This is a genomic window from Pseudomonas sp. PME37.24/025, assembly GCF_055556615.1.
Genome location: NZ_JBVHNK010000025.1, coordinates 1 through 13,700 on the forward strand (window position 1 = coordinate 1; position 13,700 = coordinate 13,700).

The following is a 13,700-nucleotide window of genomic DNA, read 5'->3' on the forward strand; positions in this document are numbered from 1 at the left end:
GAACCTGTGGGAGCGTGGCTTGCCCGCGAAGAACGATGACGCGTAATACCTGAAAAACCGCGGTGCATTCTTCGCGGGCAAGTCGGATCGCCGCACCGCACGCTCCCGCAGGTTTTTCGTCGCTTCAGGGCAAGCCCTGTTTTGCAAAAGTGTTTTTCAGCCGCGCTTGGCCCGGTAGATTCGGAAACCCTGTCCTTCAGCCTTGATCGCGCATGTGCCAAGGTGTTCTTCGATCAGCGGTTGATACTTCAGGAAGCTGTTCGCTACCAATCGAAGTTCGCCACCATTTTTCAGATGTTTAGCCGCTTTTCGCAGCAAGTTCTCGGTGGCGAAGTAGTCGGTGTGTACGCCGACATGGAACGGTGGATTGCTCAGAATCGCGCTCAAACCCATGGGCGCGGCATCGATGCCGTCACCGGTCATCACCTCCGCGTCCAGGCCGTTGGCGGCCAGGGTCAGCCGACTGCTGGCGGCGGCAAACGCGTCCACATCGAGCAGGGTGACCTGGTTGTGCGGATAACGCCGCTTGACCGCCGCCCCCAACACACCCGCGCCGCAACCGAAGTCCAGCAAGTGGCCGCTGGGCAGTTTGTCCAGATGCTCCAGCAGCAGGGCGCTGCCGCGATCCAGTCGACCGTGGCTGAACACGCCCGGCAGGCTGATGACTTTCAATGGGCCTTCGGCCAACGGCAGTTCGTAGGTCTGTGCCAGGCTTTCCAGCGACTTGGCTTCAGGTGCATTGGCCACGGTAACCTGCCAGAGCTGGCAATGCCGTGCGCTGTCGAGCTTGCGGGGTTTGCCAAAGGGGTTCAGTTGCTTGGCCGCGCCTTCGATGCCGCTGCGCTTTTCGCCCACCAAATACAACTCACGGCCGGCCAAACGAGAGGCGAGGGCATTGAGAATGTAATCGGTCAGGTCTTTGGACTTGGGCAGAAACACCACGGCGCTGTCGAACTCGCGCTCCGGAGCATTCACGCCGAAATGGCTGCGCTCGGTGAAACGGGCGTCCAGCGCCGCTTGATCGCCAGCATGCCAGCACCAACCGTGGGCATCGGGCAGCCGGCCCAGCAAATCATCGGCGGGCAAACCGGCCAGCAGCACAGAACCCTGGAATAACTCGGCCTGACGAAGCAGTACTTCACTGCGCGGATCCATACTCTGCTCCTGGAAAAAAAGTGCCGCAGTTTATCAACTGACGACCCGCAGCGCTTGACCGCTGAAGTAGCCTTGAGCGTTTTCGGTCAACTGGCCAACGATTCGCTGCCGCGCCTCGCGACTGCCCCAGGCGTTGTGCGGGGTGACGATCAGCCGTGGAATATCGTGGGCCAACAACGGATTGCCCGCAGTGGGTGGTTCGATGCTCAACACGTCGGTGGCCGCGCCGCCCAAGTGACCGTTGCGCAGGGCGTCGGCCAATGCTTGCTCGTCAATCAAACCACCGCGCGCGGTGTTGACCACGAAAGCACCGGGTTTCATCGAGGCCAGTTCGCGGGCGCCGATCAAGTGGCGAGTGTGTTCGTTGAGCGGGCAGTGCAGGGTCAGGGCGTCGATTTGCGGCAGCAGCTCATCCAGCGGCAAGCGATCCGGTCGGGCAGGGCGCCCCGGAATCTGCCCCAGCAACACGCGCATGCCGAACGCCTCGGCCAACCGTGCCACGGCACTGCCCAGTTCACCGTGGCCAAGCAGGCCGAGGGTTTTGCCTTCGAGTTCGACGATCGGATAGTCCAGCAGGCAGAACTGTTTCGCTTGTTGCCAGCGACCTTCGGCGACCGCTTTTTGATAGTCGGCCAGGCGCGTCGCCAGATTCAGCAACAACATGATCGTATGCTGAGCCACCGACGGCGTGCCGTAACCCTGGCAGTTGCAAACAGTGATCCCGTGGGCGCGGGCCGCAGCAAGGTCGACGTTGTTGGTGCCGGTGGCGGTGATCAGGATCAGCTTCAACTCTGGGCTGGCCGCCATGGCCGTCGCATCGATCAGGATTTTGTTGCTGATGGCGACGGTAGCGCCCTTGAGGCGTTCGATCACCTGTTCAGGCGTGGTTTGTGCAAACAGCTGCAAGTCGCTGAAGCACTCGCGTAACGGGTTGAGGTCCAGATCGCCGAGGTCCAGAGATGGATGGTCGAGAAAAACGGCGCGGCGAGAGTTCGTCATCAACTGTACCTTTTGTGCATTGAACTGAAGGCGTAATCTGCCGAGCCTACCAGATGAAATAAACAGTTACGCATTGTCTGGCCTGGCACAAACCTGTGGCGAGGGAGCTTGCTCCCGCTGGGCTGCGCAGCGGCCCCAACCCAGGCGACCGTGTATTGTCAGACATACCGTGTCATCCGGTTTTACGACTGCTTCGCAGCCGAACGGGAGCAAGCTCCCTCGCCACAGAGGCGAAGTCGGCCTCAGAATTTTTTATTGATCGCCCTGCCCAAAAGGAGCCCCCGATGTACTGGACTGAGTTCTTGACCGTTGCCCTGATTCACTTGCTGGCCGTCGCCAGCCCCGGCCCGGACTTTGCCGTGGTGGTGCGTGAGAGCGTGACCCACGGTCGCCGTGCCGGGACCTGGACGGCGCTGGGCGTCGGCTCGGCGATTTTCCTGCACGTCGGTTATTCGCTGCTGGGGATCGGGCTGATCGTGTCTCAGTCGATCGTGCTGTTCAATGCCTTGAAATGGGCCGCCGCTGCGTACCTGCTGTATATCGGCTACAAAGCCTTGCGCGCGCAACCGGCCCCACCTGCGGCTGATGATCTGCACAAGGAGGCCGGCGAACGCACCGCACGCGGTGCCTTCACCTCGGGCTTCGTAACCAATGGCTTGAACCCGAAAGCCACGCTGTTTTTCCTGTCGCTGTTCACCGTGGTGATCAACCCGCAAACACCTTTGGCGGTACAGGCCGGTTACGGGATTTACCTGGCAGCGGCGACGGCGGTCTGGTTTTGCCTCGTGGCGATGCTGTTCAGCCAGCAACGCGTGCGCGCCGGTTTCGCCCGCATGGGCCACTGGTTCGACCGGACCATGGGCGCGGTGTTGATCGCCATCGGTGTGAAACTTGCGTTCACCGAGATGCATTGATCGCGCTGAACGCCTACGGGGGATTGAGTTTGCTCAATTTGTTCAACGCGTTCAGGTATTCCCTAGGGTTTTCCCCGAGTAAACGGCGAAACATCACGCTAAACGCCCGAGCACTGCCATAGCCCAGATTACACGCCACGCTCTGCACGCTTTCTCCGGCGAGCAGGCGCGGCAAGGCTTCCATCAGGCGCAGTTGCTGACGCCAGGCATTGAAATTCATCTTCAGTTGTTGCTGGAACAACCGCGCCAAGGTTCGAGAGCTGGCGCCGACTTGTTGTGCCCAGTCTTCCAGGGTATTGGCATGGTCCGGTGCGCGCAGCAGCGCCAGGCAGATGCCCAGCAGGCGTCGGTCCTCGGGCATCGGAATGTGTAGCGGAAGGTTTTCCAGGCTGGCGATCTCTTCCAGCATCAACTTCTGAATCAATGAATTTTCCGCGTGTTGCGGACCTTGCACCGCGCGCAGGATCAGCTCGCGCAGCAACGGCGTGACGGCCAGCACGCAGCACTGCTGCAGCGTTGGCGGCGACAGTTCGGCGGCAATGAACAGCGAACGCATGCGTACTTCGCCCGACATGAAAATCTCATGCGCCACCAATGGCGGAATCCACACGGCTCGGGTCGGCGGAATGACCCAGGCACCTTGTGCCGTGACCACTCGCATGGTGCCGCGAACGGCGTACAGCAACTGCGCTTCGCGGTGTTGATGCAATTGCTGATGAGCACCGTCCACGTAATCTCGCGGATAGGCGCTGACCGGCCCGTGCAGGAAATGGCTGATTAACATGTCAGATCCAATGACTTTGTTGTCAGGAATGCGCTTTTTCGCCAACTTAGCATAAGCCGCTCACTACAACGTAAAGCGTGCCGCGATGAACCAGTCCAGAAATGTCCTCCGCTACATCAACGCAGCCCATGTGATCGATCACATGTTCATGCTTATTTTTCCGGCCGCCATTCTCGGCATGACCCAGGCCTTCGCGCTGGACTATGCCGCGCTGATTGGCCTGTCCCTCGGCGGTTTCATTGCCTTTGGCGGCTGTTCGCTGCCTGCCGGTTGGCTGGGGGATCACTGGAGCCGACGGAAAATGATGCTGGTATTTTTTTTCGGCATTGGCGCCTCGGCGATCTTTACCGGGGTGAGCAGCAGCGCACCGATGTTGGTACTCGGCCTGACGCTGATCGGGGTTTTCGCCGCGATCTATCACCCGGTGGGCACAGCGATGCTGGTGGCTTACGCACAGAACCGGGGCCGGGAAATCGGTATCAACGGCATGTGGGGCAACCTCGGAGTGGCGTTTTCGGCACTGATCACCGGGTTGCTGGTGACGCAGCTCGGCTGGCGCTCGGCGTTCATTTTGCCGGGCGTAGTGGCGATTGTGCTGGGCATCGGTTTCGCGCTTCAGGTGCGTGAAGAACCCATCCCGAAGCGTCCGCACACACCGCTCAAAGGTATGGCTGGCCAGCGGATTTCCATGGTCATGGTGTTCGGCGTATTGGCCTTGGCTACCGCCACCGGCGGTGTGGTGTTCAACGCCACGACCATGACCTACCCGAAACTGTTTCAGGAACGCCTGCACGATTTGTTCGCTTCGCCGCAAATCCTTGGCGTCGTGGTCAGCCTGGCGTATGCCTTCGGCGCCGTGGCGCAGTTGAGCATCGGCCGGGTCTTGCATCGTTTCAGTCTGAAATGGCCGTTCATAGTGTTGACGCTGTGCCAGGCGCCGCTGTTGTTCGGGTTGGCCTATGTCGAGGGCTGGGCTGTGATAGCGCTGGGCGCGGCGTTCATGTTCGTGGTGTTTGGCCAGGTCACGGTGAATGATGCGATGGTCGCTAACTTCGTCGCACCGCAATGGCAATCCCGAGTCTTCGCGCTGCGTTACTGTTTATCGTTCGGTGCCAGTGCCTGCGCGATTCCGCTGATTTCGTTCGTCGAACCGCGCCAAGGTTTTGTAGGCCTTTACCTGATATTGGCGGGTTTTGCAGCGTTGACCTTCGTAGCAGCAGTGTTTTTCCCCCGAACGCCATCCGAGTCTGTCGTAGGAAAAACGGCGTAACGGCTAACGAATTCCTGCAAATGCTGGCGCAAAGCTAGCATTTGTACAGCTATGCAAATCATCCCTTTGGCTGATTTGGCTGGCGTTCAAGGGCTCTAGAGTGCTTAGCTTTAAAAGCCAAGACCGTGCAGTCAGAAAAGGGACTCTTATGTTGCAGACTCGCGTTATTCCCCCAGCCGAGGGCGCTTACCGGTATCCGCTGTTGATTAAACGGCTGCTGATGTCCGGCGCCCGTTATGAAAAAACCCGCGAGATCATCTACCGCGATCAATTGCGCTATAGCTATCCGACCCTGATCGAGCGGGTCGCGCGGCTGGCCAACGTGCTGACGGCGGCCGGCGTGAAGGCCGGGGACACCGTGGCGGTAATGGACTGGGACAGCCATCGCTACCTGGAATGCATGTTCGCCATCCCGATGATCGGTGCAGTAATCCACACCATTAACGTGCGCCTGTCGCCGGAACAGATTCTCTACACCATGAACCACGCCGAGGACCGCTTCGTGCTGGTCAACAGCGAGTTCGTCGGGCTGTATAAGGCGATTGCCGGGCACCTGACTACCGTGGAGAAAACCCTGCTGCTGACCGACTTGCCGGAAAAAACCGCCGACCTGCCAAACCTGATTGGCGAGTACGAGCAATTGCTGGCGGCCGCGAGCACGCAGTACGACTTCGAGGACTTCGACGAAAACTCGGTCGCCACCACGTTCTATACCACCGGCACTACCGGTAATCCCAAAGGTGTGTATTTCACCCATCGTCAGCTGGTGCTGCACACCATGGGCGTGTCGACCATCATGGGTTCCATCGACAGCGTGCGGCTGCTGGGCACCAACGACGTGTACATGCCGATTACCCCAATGTTCCATGTGCATGCCTGGGGCTTGCCGTATGTGGCGACCATGCTCGGGCTCAAGCAGGTTTATCCCGGCCGCTACGACCCCGAATATCTGGTGGAGTTGTGGCGTAAGGAGAAGGTGAGTTTTTCCCACTGCGTGCCGACCATTCTGCAAATGGTCCTCAATGCCAAGGCGGCGAAAGACATCGATTTCGGTGGCTGGAAAATCGTCATTGGCGGCAGTGCGCTGAACCGTGCGCTGTACGAAGCGGCGAAGGCCAAGGGCATTCAATTGACCGCCGCTTACGGCATGTCGGAAACCGGGCCATTGGTATCGTGTGCGCACCTCAACGATGAGCTGATGGCCGGCACCGAAGACGAACGCACCACCTACCGGATCAAGGCGGGTGTACCAGGGCCGTTGGTCGAGGCGGCGATCGTCGACACCGACGGCAACTTCCTGCCTGCCGATGGCGAGACCCAGGGCGAACTGGTGCTGCGTGCGCCGTGGCTCACCGAGGGCTATTTCAACGAGCCGCACAAAGGCGCCGAGCTCTGGGCCGGCGGCTGGCTGCACACCGGCGACGTAGCAACCCTGGACAGCATGGGCGTGATCGACATTCGCGACCGGATCAAGGACGTGATCAAGACCGGTGGCGAGTGGATCTCCTCTCTGGACCTGGAAGACCTGATCAGCCGCCACCCTGCGGTACGCGAAGTAGCAGTGGTGGGCATCGCCGATCCGCAGTGGGGCGAGCGGCCGTTTGCGCTGTTGGTCGTCAGGGAAGGGCATGAGATCGGGGCCAGGGAACTCAAGGAGCACCTCAAGCCGTTCGTTGAACAAGGGCACCTGAGCAAGTGGGCTATCCCGAGCCAGATAGCCGTTGTTACTGAAATTCCCAAGACCAGCGTCGGCAAGCTCGACAAGAAGCGTATCCGCGTCGACATCACCGAATGGCAGGCCAACAACAGCACCTTCCTCTCGACGCTTTGAGCGTCCGCTGGCGCGCCGAAAACGGCGCGCCAGACCCACCAAGCAAGCGCTTGGCTTGTGAAATCCAAATTTTCAGCCATCCTTGCCGTGCCGACATGTGTCGGACTGGCGAAAGGACTGTTCCAGAGTGGCCGGCAGCTGCAAATCACACTTTAGAGGGATCAAGCACTACTGCCTGCTGGCTATAGTCCGCTCAAGGATTTTTAAGAACGGAGCGCACGCACAAAACGGGGCGATGCAACTTTGGAGTGACTTCGGACCGCTTGGCTTCCGGTCATCCACAACGTTTTTGAAAGTACTCAGCCATAACAATAATGCACATGGAGTAGCGTCGATGACATCAGTAAACCAGTTCTGGCGCCGGGCGAAACTGCCCCTGGCGGTCAGTCTTGCCTCTTCGCTCGCCGGGCCTGCATTCGGCGTCAGTTTCAACGTCGGTGAGATCGAAGGTCAATTTGACTCATCCCTGTCGATCGGAGCCAGTTGGTCTACTCAGAGCCCGAACAAAAACCTCATCGGCGTCAATAACGGGGGCCACGGCCTGTCCCAGACGTCCGATGACGGTCACAACAACTTCAAGAGCGGCGAAACCTTTTCGAAGATCTTCAAGGGCATCCATGACCTTGAATTGAAATACGGCGATACCGGTGTCTTCGTCCGCGGCAAATACTGGTACGACTTCGAACTCAAGGATGAAAGCCGCGAGTTCAAGGACATCAGCGACGAAAATCGCAAGGAAGGCGCCAAGTCCTCCGGCGGCCAGATCCTCGACGCCTTCGTCTACCACAACTACTCCATTGCCGATCAGCCGGGCTCCGTGCGTCTGGGCAAGCAGGTTGTGAGCTGGGGTGAAAGTACCTTCATCGGCGGCGGCATCAACTCGATCAACCCGATCGACGTGTCCGCGTTCCGTCGTCCTGGCGCCGAGGTCAAGGAAGGTCTGATCCCGGTCAACATGTTCTATGTATCCCAGAGCCTGACCGACAATCTGTCGGCCGAAGCCTTCTATCAGCTGGAATGGGACCAGACGGTTGTCGATAACTGCGGTACCTTTTTCTCCCAGCCGGACATCATTGCCGATGGTTGCACCGACAATCTGCGCGTGCTGAACAAGCGCTCGACCATTCCTGCCGTCGCGCTGGGCCCATTGGCCAACGCAGGCGTCGACGTCAACGAAGAAGGTGTACTGGTGCGTCGTGGTCCTGACCGCGATGCGCGGGACAGCGGCCAGTGGGGCGCGTCCTTGAAGTACATGTTCGATCCGCTCGATACCGAGTTCGGCGCGTACTTCATGAACTACCACAGCCGTGCACCGATCTTCAGCGCCACGGGGGCTCCGCAATCGATCTACAACGGCGTGGCAGCTTTGCCGGCGGCGTTCCGGGCGCTGGGGCCACTGGTGGTCGCCGGTAATTCCGAGTACTTCGTCGAGTATCCTGAAGACATCCGCCTCTACGGCTTGAGCTTCTCCACCACCCTGCCTACCGGTACGGCGTGGAGCGGCGAGATCAGCTACCGTCCGAACGCGCCGGTGCAACTCAATTCCACCGATATCCTGTTTGCTGGCGTGCGCCCATTGGGCGGTGCCCTGACCAATGCTTCGCTGCTCCCCGGTGTACCGGGTCAGGATCTGCACGGCTATCGCCGCAAAGAAATCACCCAGTTCCAGACCACTCTGACGCACTTCTTCGATCAGGTCATGGGCGCCAGCCGTCTGACGCTGGTGGGCGAAGTGGGCGTGACCCATGTTGGCGGCCTGGAAAGCAGCTCCGACATCCGTTATGGCCGTGACCCGGTCTACGGGCCTGGTGAACTGCCGTCTACCGGTGGCCTCAACACCTGCTCGGCGATCCTCAATACCAGCACCATCAACGGTGCCGGCGCAGGTACTGCTACCAACAACCGCAGCCGCAATTGCGAAGACGACGGCTTCACTACGGCCACTTCGTGGGGTTATCGCGCTCGTGCCATTTGGGATTACCCCGACGTATTCGCCGGTGTGAACCTCAAGCCGAACGTGGCCTGGTCCCACGACGTGAGCGGTTACTCGCCTGGCCCTGGTGGCAACTTCGAGGAAGGTCGTAAAGCTGTGAGCCTGGGTCTGGATGCCGAATACCAGAACACCTACACCGCGAGCCTGGCATACACCAACTTCTTCGACGGCAAGTACACCACCGTGGATGATCGCGACTTCGTTGCGCTCAGCTTCGGCGTGAACTTCTAAGCACTATTTTCAGGACGAACACATTTATGAAAATAACAAAGAGTCTGTTCCACGTTGGCGTTCTGGGGCTTTCGCTGCTGGCGACCGGTGTCATGGCGGCGGTCCCTGCGGCCGAAGCGGACAAGCTGGGCAAGAGCCTGACCCCGATGGGCGCCGAGATGGCGGGCAACGCCGACGGCTCGATCCCGGCCTGGAAACCCATGCCGAAAAACGCCGGTAGCGTGGACAGCAAGGGTTTTCTGTCTGATCCGTTCCAGAGTGAAAAACCGCAGTTCACCATCACCGCGCAGAACGTCGACCAGTACAAGGACAAGCTAGCGCCGGGACAGTACGCGATGTTCAAGCGCTACCCGGAAACCTTCAAGATGCCGGTCTACCCGTCCCATCGCGGTGCCACCGTGCCGGATGAGGTGTTCGCCTCCATCAAGAAAAACGCCACCAACACTAACCTGGTGTCCGGCGGCAACGGTCTGGAGAACTTCGAAACCGCGATCCCGTTCCCGATTCCGAAAAGCGGCGTTGAAGTCATCTGGAACCATATCACCCGTTATCGCGGCGGCAGTGTGACCCGTCTGATAACCCAGGCCACGCCGCAGCCGAACGGCTCGTTCAGCCTCGTGTACTTCGAGGACCAGTTCGTGTTCCGCGACAAGATGAAGGATTACGACCCGAAAAATCCGGGCAACATCCTGTTCTACTTCAAGCAGAAAGTGACCGCGCCGGCGCGTCTGGCCGGTGGTGTGCTGCTGGTACACGAAACCCTCGACCAGGTTAAAGAACCGCGTTCGGCGTGGGTCTACAACGCCGGGCAACGCCGTGTACGTCGTGCGCCGCAAGTGTCCTATGACGGGCCGGGTACGGCTGCCGATGGCCTGCGTACCTCCGACAACCTGGACATGTACAACGGTGCGCCGGATCGCTACGACTGGAAGCTTGAAGGCAAGAAAGAGATGTACATCGCCTCCGACAGCTACAAGCTCGATTCGCCACAACTGAAGTACGCCGACATCATCAAGGCCGGTCACATCAACCAGGACCTGGCTCGCTATGAACTGCGTCGGGTCTGGCATGTGGTCGCGACCCTGAAGGAAGGTCAGCGTCACATCTACGCCAAGCGTGACTTCTACATCGATGAAGACACCTGGCAGGCGGCTGTGGTCGACCACTACGACGGTCGCGGACAGCTGTGGCGTGTCGCCGAGGCTCACTCCGAGAACTACTACGACAAGCAAGTGCCGTGGTACGCCCTCGAAACCTTGTACGACCTGCAATCGGGCCGCTACCTGGCCCTGGGCATGAAGAACGAAGAGAAGTCGGCGTATAACTTCGGCTTCACCGCGAGCACCGCCGACTTCACTCCGGCAGCCTTGCGTCAGGAAGGCGTTCGCTAATACGTTGTGAACCGAGGCCGCATCCTCGAAAAACGCGCCCCGACTGGTTCGGGGCGTTTTTTTATCGGAATTTTGTATCAGGGCGCAATTGTTAAGGCGGGGTGACTCGCGAAACTTCGGTGCCTGTGATGGCCCCTTCGCGAGCAAGCCCGCTTGTGTCTTGGGCAGGAATTAGACTGAGGGTGAGAGCGGGCTTGCTCGCGAAGGCGGGCGACACGGTCTGTCGGAAAACTGCATCTCAGGTTTGGCAACTTCTGCTCGTAGTCTTTTTGTAGCCATTTGTAGCAATAACCTTCAATAGCTCTTCGTTTACCGCTAGGCTGCGGACATCTGTAACGCCGCCATCAGCCTTTCAAACAAGAGCCGGCCATGACTGATCTGTCCCCATTTCCGGGCCCTGCAAGCGTTGCCGTCGCCGTATTGGACGGGCGCTTTTTCCGCCCTCCGCTGCCCGACGGCCATGTGCTGCGGCCGCGTTTGTGCGAGCGCCTGAGCGCCGGTCTCGGTGGCAGGCTGCTGCTGGTCAGCGCGCCGGCGGGGTTCGGCAAGAGTTCATTGGCGGTGGAGTTTTGCCAGGGGTTGCCGGATCACTGGCAAAGCCTGTGGCTGGGGTTAAGTCCTCGGGACTGCGATCCCGGTCGTTTTCTTGAACGGCTGCTCGAAGGGCTTCAGGAGTATTTTCCGCAACTGGGTAGTCAGGCGCTGGGGTTGCTGAAAATGCGCCAACGTCATCAGCCGTTCGCCTTCGAAGAATGGCTGGACGGTTTGCTCGATGAACTGGCTGTGCACCTTTCACCCGTTACGCCGCTGTTGCTGGTGCTCGATGACTATCATCTAGCCCAAGGCCCGGTGCTTGATCGTTGCCTGCAGTTTTTCCTCAATCATTTACCCGATGGTCTGCTGGTCATGGTCACCAGTCGGCAACGTCCCGACTGGCATCTGGCTCGCCTGCGGCTATCGCGGCAACTGCTCGAGTTGCATGAGCAGGATCTTCGACTGACCCACGATGAAGCCCTGACCCTACTCGATAGACACAGCATTTCATTGCGTGGCGAGGCACTGGAGAGTTTGATCCTGCGCAGCGAAGGCTGGGTGGCCGGGCTGCGCTTCTGGCTGCTGGCGGCCTCCGAAGCCGGCAGCGAGGGCGCATTGCCCCAATCGCTGTACGGTGGGGAAGGGCTGATTCGCGATTACCTGCTCGAAGAAGTGATCGATTGCCTGCCCGCCGAGGTGCAGTCATTCCTGTACGAGACCGCGCTTCAAGAGCGCTTTTGCAGCGAGTTGTGCGACGCCGTGCGCGAAGCCCATGACAGTGCCGAGATCCTGCGTTTCTTGCTGGCGCATCAGGTGTTTCTGGTGCCGCTGGACGAACACGGTCACTGGTATCGCTATCACCACCTGTTTTCCGACCTGCTGCGTAGCCGGCCCACCGCCCAGGAGATAGTGCCGACGGCCAGCCTGCATCTGCGTGCCTGCCGCTGGTTCAATACTCAAGGGTTACTCGATGAGGCGGTAGAGCAGGCGTTGCGTGCCGGGCATCTGGATGTTGCGGCGAATCTGGTACAAAACCTCTCTGAAGAACAGCTGCTGGCCGAGCAGAATGTCGGCATGCTGTTGCGTTGGAAAATGGACTTGCCCGACAGCCTGCTGATCAGCACGCCACGGCTGATCGTGCTCTACAGCTGGGCGTTGGGTCTGGCCTGCCAACTGGACGCCGCCGAGGAACTGGCCAGCCACTTGAGCCGCTTCCTGCCGGCGCCGTCGGCCACTGCGCAGAAATCCATGCTGGCGCAATGGCTGGCCCTGAGCGGCATCATTGCTCGGGGGCGAGGCAATCGCGAGCTGACCTTGCTCTATTGCACCGAAGCGCTGGAGAGCCTGCCGGCCAAACGCTATGGGCAGCGCCTGATGTGCCTCTCGACATTGTCCAATCTGGCCATTGCCGACAGCGACCTCTGGCGTGCACGAGAGTTGAACCGTGAGTCCCTTGAGCTGGCACAGCGGGTCGGCAATCCGCTGTTCGAGGCGCTGGCCCATTACGATCGCGCCCGCGTGCTGCAAGCGCGCGGGGAGATTCTTCGTTCATTGGACGAAGTTCGCCAAGGGTTGCAGCGCCTCCAAGGCCTATCCCCGCAACGGCTTTATGCGGTGCGCGCACGCTTGACTTTATACGAGGGTTTTTTGCTGGCGCTGCGTTTGCAACCCCAGGCCGCGCGGCTACGTTTGCTCACGGGGTTGAGCGAAGCCCGGGCCTGTCGTGACATCAGCGTGTTGATCGGCCACTGCGTGATTGCCCGATTGGAGGGCAGCAGCAGCGAGTTCGCCAAAGCCTTTGCCGAACTCGCCGAGGCCGAGCGGCTGATGCACATCTGGGACGTTCCGCCGATTTACTACCTGGCGATGATCACCCTGGTCAAATGCGAACTCTGGCTGGCCCAGGGCCGCACCGATCTTGCCGAAGCCTGGCTCGCGCGATTGGGTCAGACCTACAACGGCGAACACCCGGCGGCCCCCCCTGAATTCCATCCGCAACTGCCGCTGCACATTGAGCTGCAACAGGCGGTGCTGGACATGATGAAAGGCCAGCCCATGCTCGCCGAAGGACGCTTGAACGCATTGCATGAACACGGTCAGCACAGCGGTCGGCAGATGCTCAGCGTGATGGCGCTGAGTCAGAAAGTCACGCTGTTGCTGGCGGGCGGGCGCGAATCCGAGGCGCGCAAGGCGCTGGCCCAGGCTTTGGAAGCGGCCGCCGGCGGCGTCCTGCAACCGTTTGACCCATTGTTGGCCGAACACCCTGACTGGCTGCGCGGGCAACTGCAACTCTGTGCGTCGACGGCCATTTCGCAGAGTCTCTCGGAAAAACTTCCGGCCGTGGTCTTTCGGCCAATGGTGGAGTCGTCCTCTACTACGGAACAACTCAGTACCCGTGAAATGGCCGTTCTACGGCTGATCGCGCAGGGGTGTTCGAACCAGGAAATCAGCGATCAACTGTTCATTTCGCTGCACACGGTGAAAACCCATGCCAGCCATATCAACAGTAAGTTGGGGGTTGAGCGGCGCACGCAGGCGGTGGCGCGGGCGAAGGAGTTGGGGGTGTTGTCTTAGCCGGGACAATGGCACCTCCTATAG

General features: G+C 59.9%; 9 protein-coding genes. 6 read left to right on the forward strand and 3 right to left on the reverse strand.

Features of this window, described 5'->3' with window-relative positions; genetic code table 11:
- Positions 1-156 precede the first annotated feature (156 nt).
- Complete coding sequence (locus ACZ3HH_RS28970) at positions 157-1,155, reverse strand: methyltransferase (protein ID WP_465809882.1); 999 nt, start codon at positions 1,153-1,155, stop codon at positions 157-159.
- A 33-nt stretch (positions 1,156-1,188) separates the two neighbouring features.
- Positions 1,189-2,154: a 2-hydroxyacid dehydrogenase gene (locus ACZ3HH_RS28975; RefSeq protein WP_465809884.1), complete on the reverse strand. Its 966-nt coding sequence runs from the start codon at positions 2,152-2,154 to the stop codon at positions 1,189-1,191.
- 284 nt (positions 2,155-2,438) lie between these two features.
- On the opposite strand from ACZ3HH_RS28975, the gene ACZ3HH_RS28980 reads away from it, so the two are divergent.
- Entirely contained in the window at positions 2,439-3,068 is a 630-nt protein-coding gene (locus ACZ3HH_RS28980) for a LysE family translocator (RefSeq protein WP_465809886.1), read from the forward strand.
- A 13-nt stretch (positions 3,069-3,081) separates the two neighbouring features.
- On the opposite strand, the gene ACZ3HH_RS28985 is transcribed toward ACZ3HH_RS28980, so the two are convergent.
- Positions 3,082-3,852, reverse strand: coding sequence for an AraC family transcriptional regulator (locus ACZ3HH_RS28985; RefSeq protein WP_465809888.1), 771 nt, complete (start codon positions 3,850-3,852; stop codon positions 3,082-3,084).
- 85 nt (positions 3,853-3,937) lie between these two features.
- Here ACZ3HH_RS28985 and ACZ3HH_RS28990 point away from each other — a divergent pair, with 85 nt between their 5' ends.
- The 5 genes from ACZ3HH_RS28990 (at position 3,938) to ACZ3HH_RS29010 (ending at position 13,676) form a co-directional block, all read left to right on the forward strand.
- Positions 3,938-5,122, forward strand: a complete 1,185-nt coding sequence (locus ACZ3HH_RS28990; RefSeq protein WP_465809890.1) for an MFS transporter — start codon at positions 3,938-3,940, stop codon at positions 5,120-5,122.
- Between the two features lie 148 nt (positions 5,123-5,270).
- Positions 5,271-6,953 carry a fatty acid--CoA ligase gene (locus tag ACZ3HH_RS28995; protein WP_465809892.1) on the forward strand — a complete coding sequence of 561 codons (1,683 nt, stop codon included), beginning with the start codon at positions 5,271-5,273 and terminating at the stop codon, positions 6,951-6,953.
- 334 nt (positions 6,954-7,287) lie between these two features.
- Entirely contained in the window at positions 7,288-9,177 is a 1,890-nt protein-coding gene (locus tag ACZ3HH_RS29000) for a DUF1302 domain-containing protein (RefSeq protein WP_465809893.1), read from the forward strand.
- Positions 9,178-9,203: 26 nt separating this feature from the next.
- Entirely contained in the window at positions 9,204-10,568 is a 1,365-nt protein-coding gene (locus ACZ3HH_RS29005) for a DUF1329 domain-containing protein (RefSeq protein ID WP_465809894.1), read from the forward strand.
- A gap of 369 nt (positions 10,569-10,937) precedes the next feature.
- On the forward strand, positions 10,938-13,676 hold the full coding sequence (locus ACZ3HH_RS29010) for a winged helix-turn-helix domain-containing protein (protein WP_465809895.1): 2,739 nt from the start codon (positions 10,938-10,940) through the stop codon (positions 13,674-13,676).
- The last annotated feature ends 24 nt before the right edge of the window (positions 13,677-13,700 follow it).

What these genes read in the sequence shown, in the direction of transcription:
- ACZ3HH_RS28970 (WP_465809882.1), bottom strand. Translation starts at nt 1,155, where the DNA reads ATGGATCCGCGCAGTGAAGTACTGCTTCGTCAGGCCGAGTTATTCCAG.
- ACZ3HH_RS28975 (WP_465809884.1), bottom strand. Translation starts at nt 2,154, where the DNA reads ATGACGAACTCTCGCCGCGCCGTTTTTCTCGACCATCCATCTCTGGAC.
- ACZ3HH_RS28980 (WP_465809886.1), top strand. Translation starts at nt 2,439, where the DNA reads ATGTACTGGACTGAGTTCTTGACCGTTGCCCTGATTCACTTGCTGGCC.
- ACZ3HH_RS28985 (WP_465809888.1), bottom strand. Translation starts at nt 3,852, where the DNA reads ATGTTAATCAGCCATTTCCTGCACGGGCCGGTCAGCGCCTATCCGCGA.
- ACZ3HH_RS28990 (WP_465809890.1), top strand. Translation starts at nt 3,938, where the DNA reads ATGAACCAGTCCAGAAATGTCCTCCGCTACATCAACGCAGCCCATGTG.
- ACZ3HH_RS28995 (WP_465809892.1), top strand. Translation starts at nt 5,271, where the DNA reads ATGTTGCAGACTCGCGTTATTCCCCCAGCCGAGGGCGCTTACCGGTAT.
- ACZ3HH_RS29000 (WP_465809893.1), top strand. Translation starts at nt 7,288, where the DNA reads ATGACATCAGTAAACCAGTTCTGGCGCCGGGCGAAACTGCCCCTGGCG.
- ACZ3HH_RS29005 (WP_465809894.1), top strand. Translation starts at nt 9,204, where the DNA reads ATGAAAATAACAAAGAGTCTGTTCCACGTTGGCGTTCTGGGGCTTTCG.
- ACZ3HH_RS29010 (WP_465809895.1), top strand. Translation starts at nt 10,938, where the DNA reads ATGACTGATCTGTCCCCATTTCCGGGCCCTGCAAGCGTTGCCGTCGCC.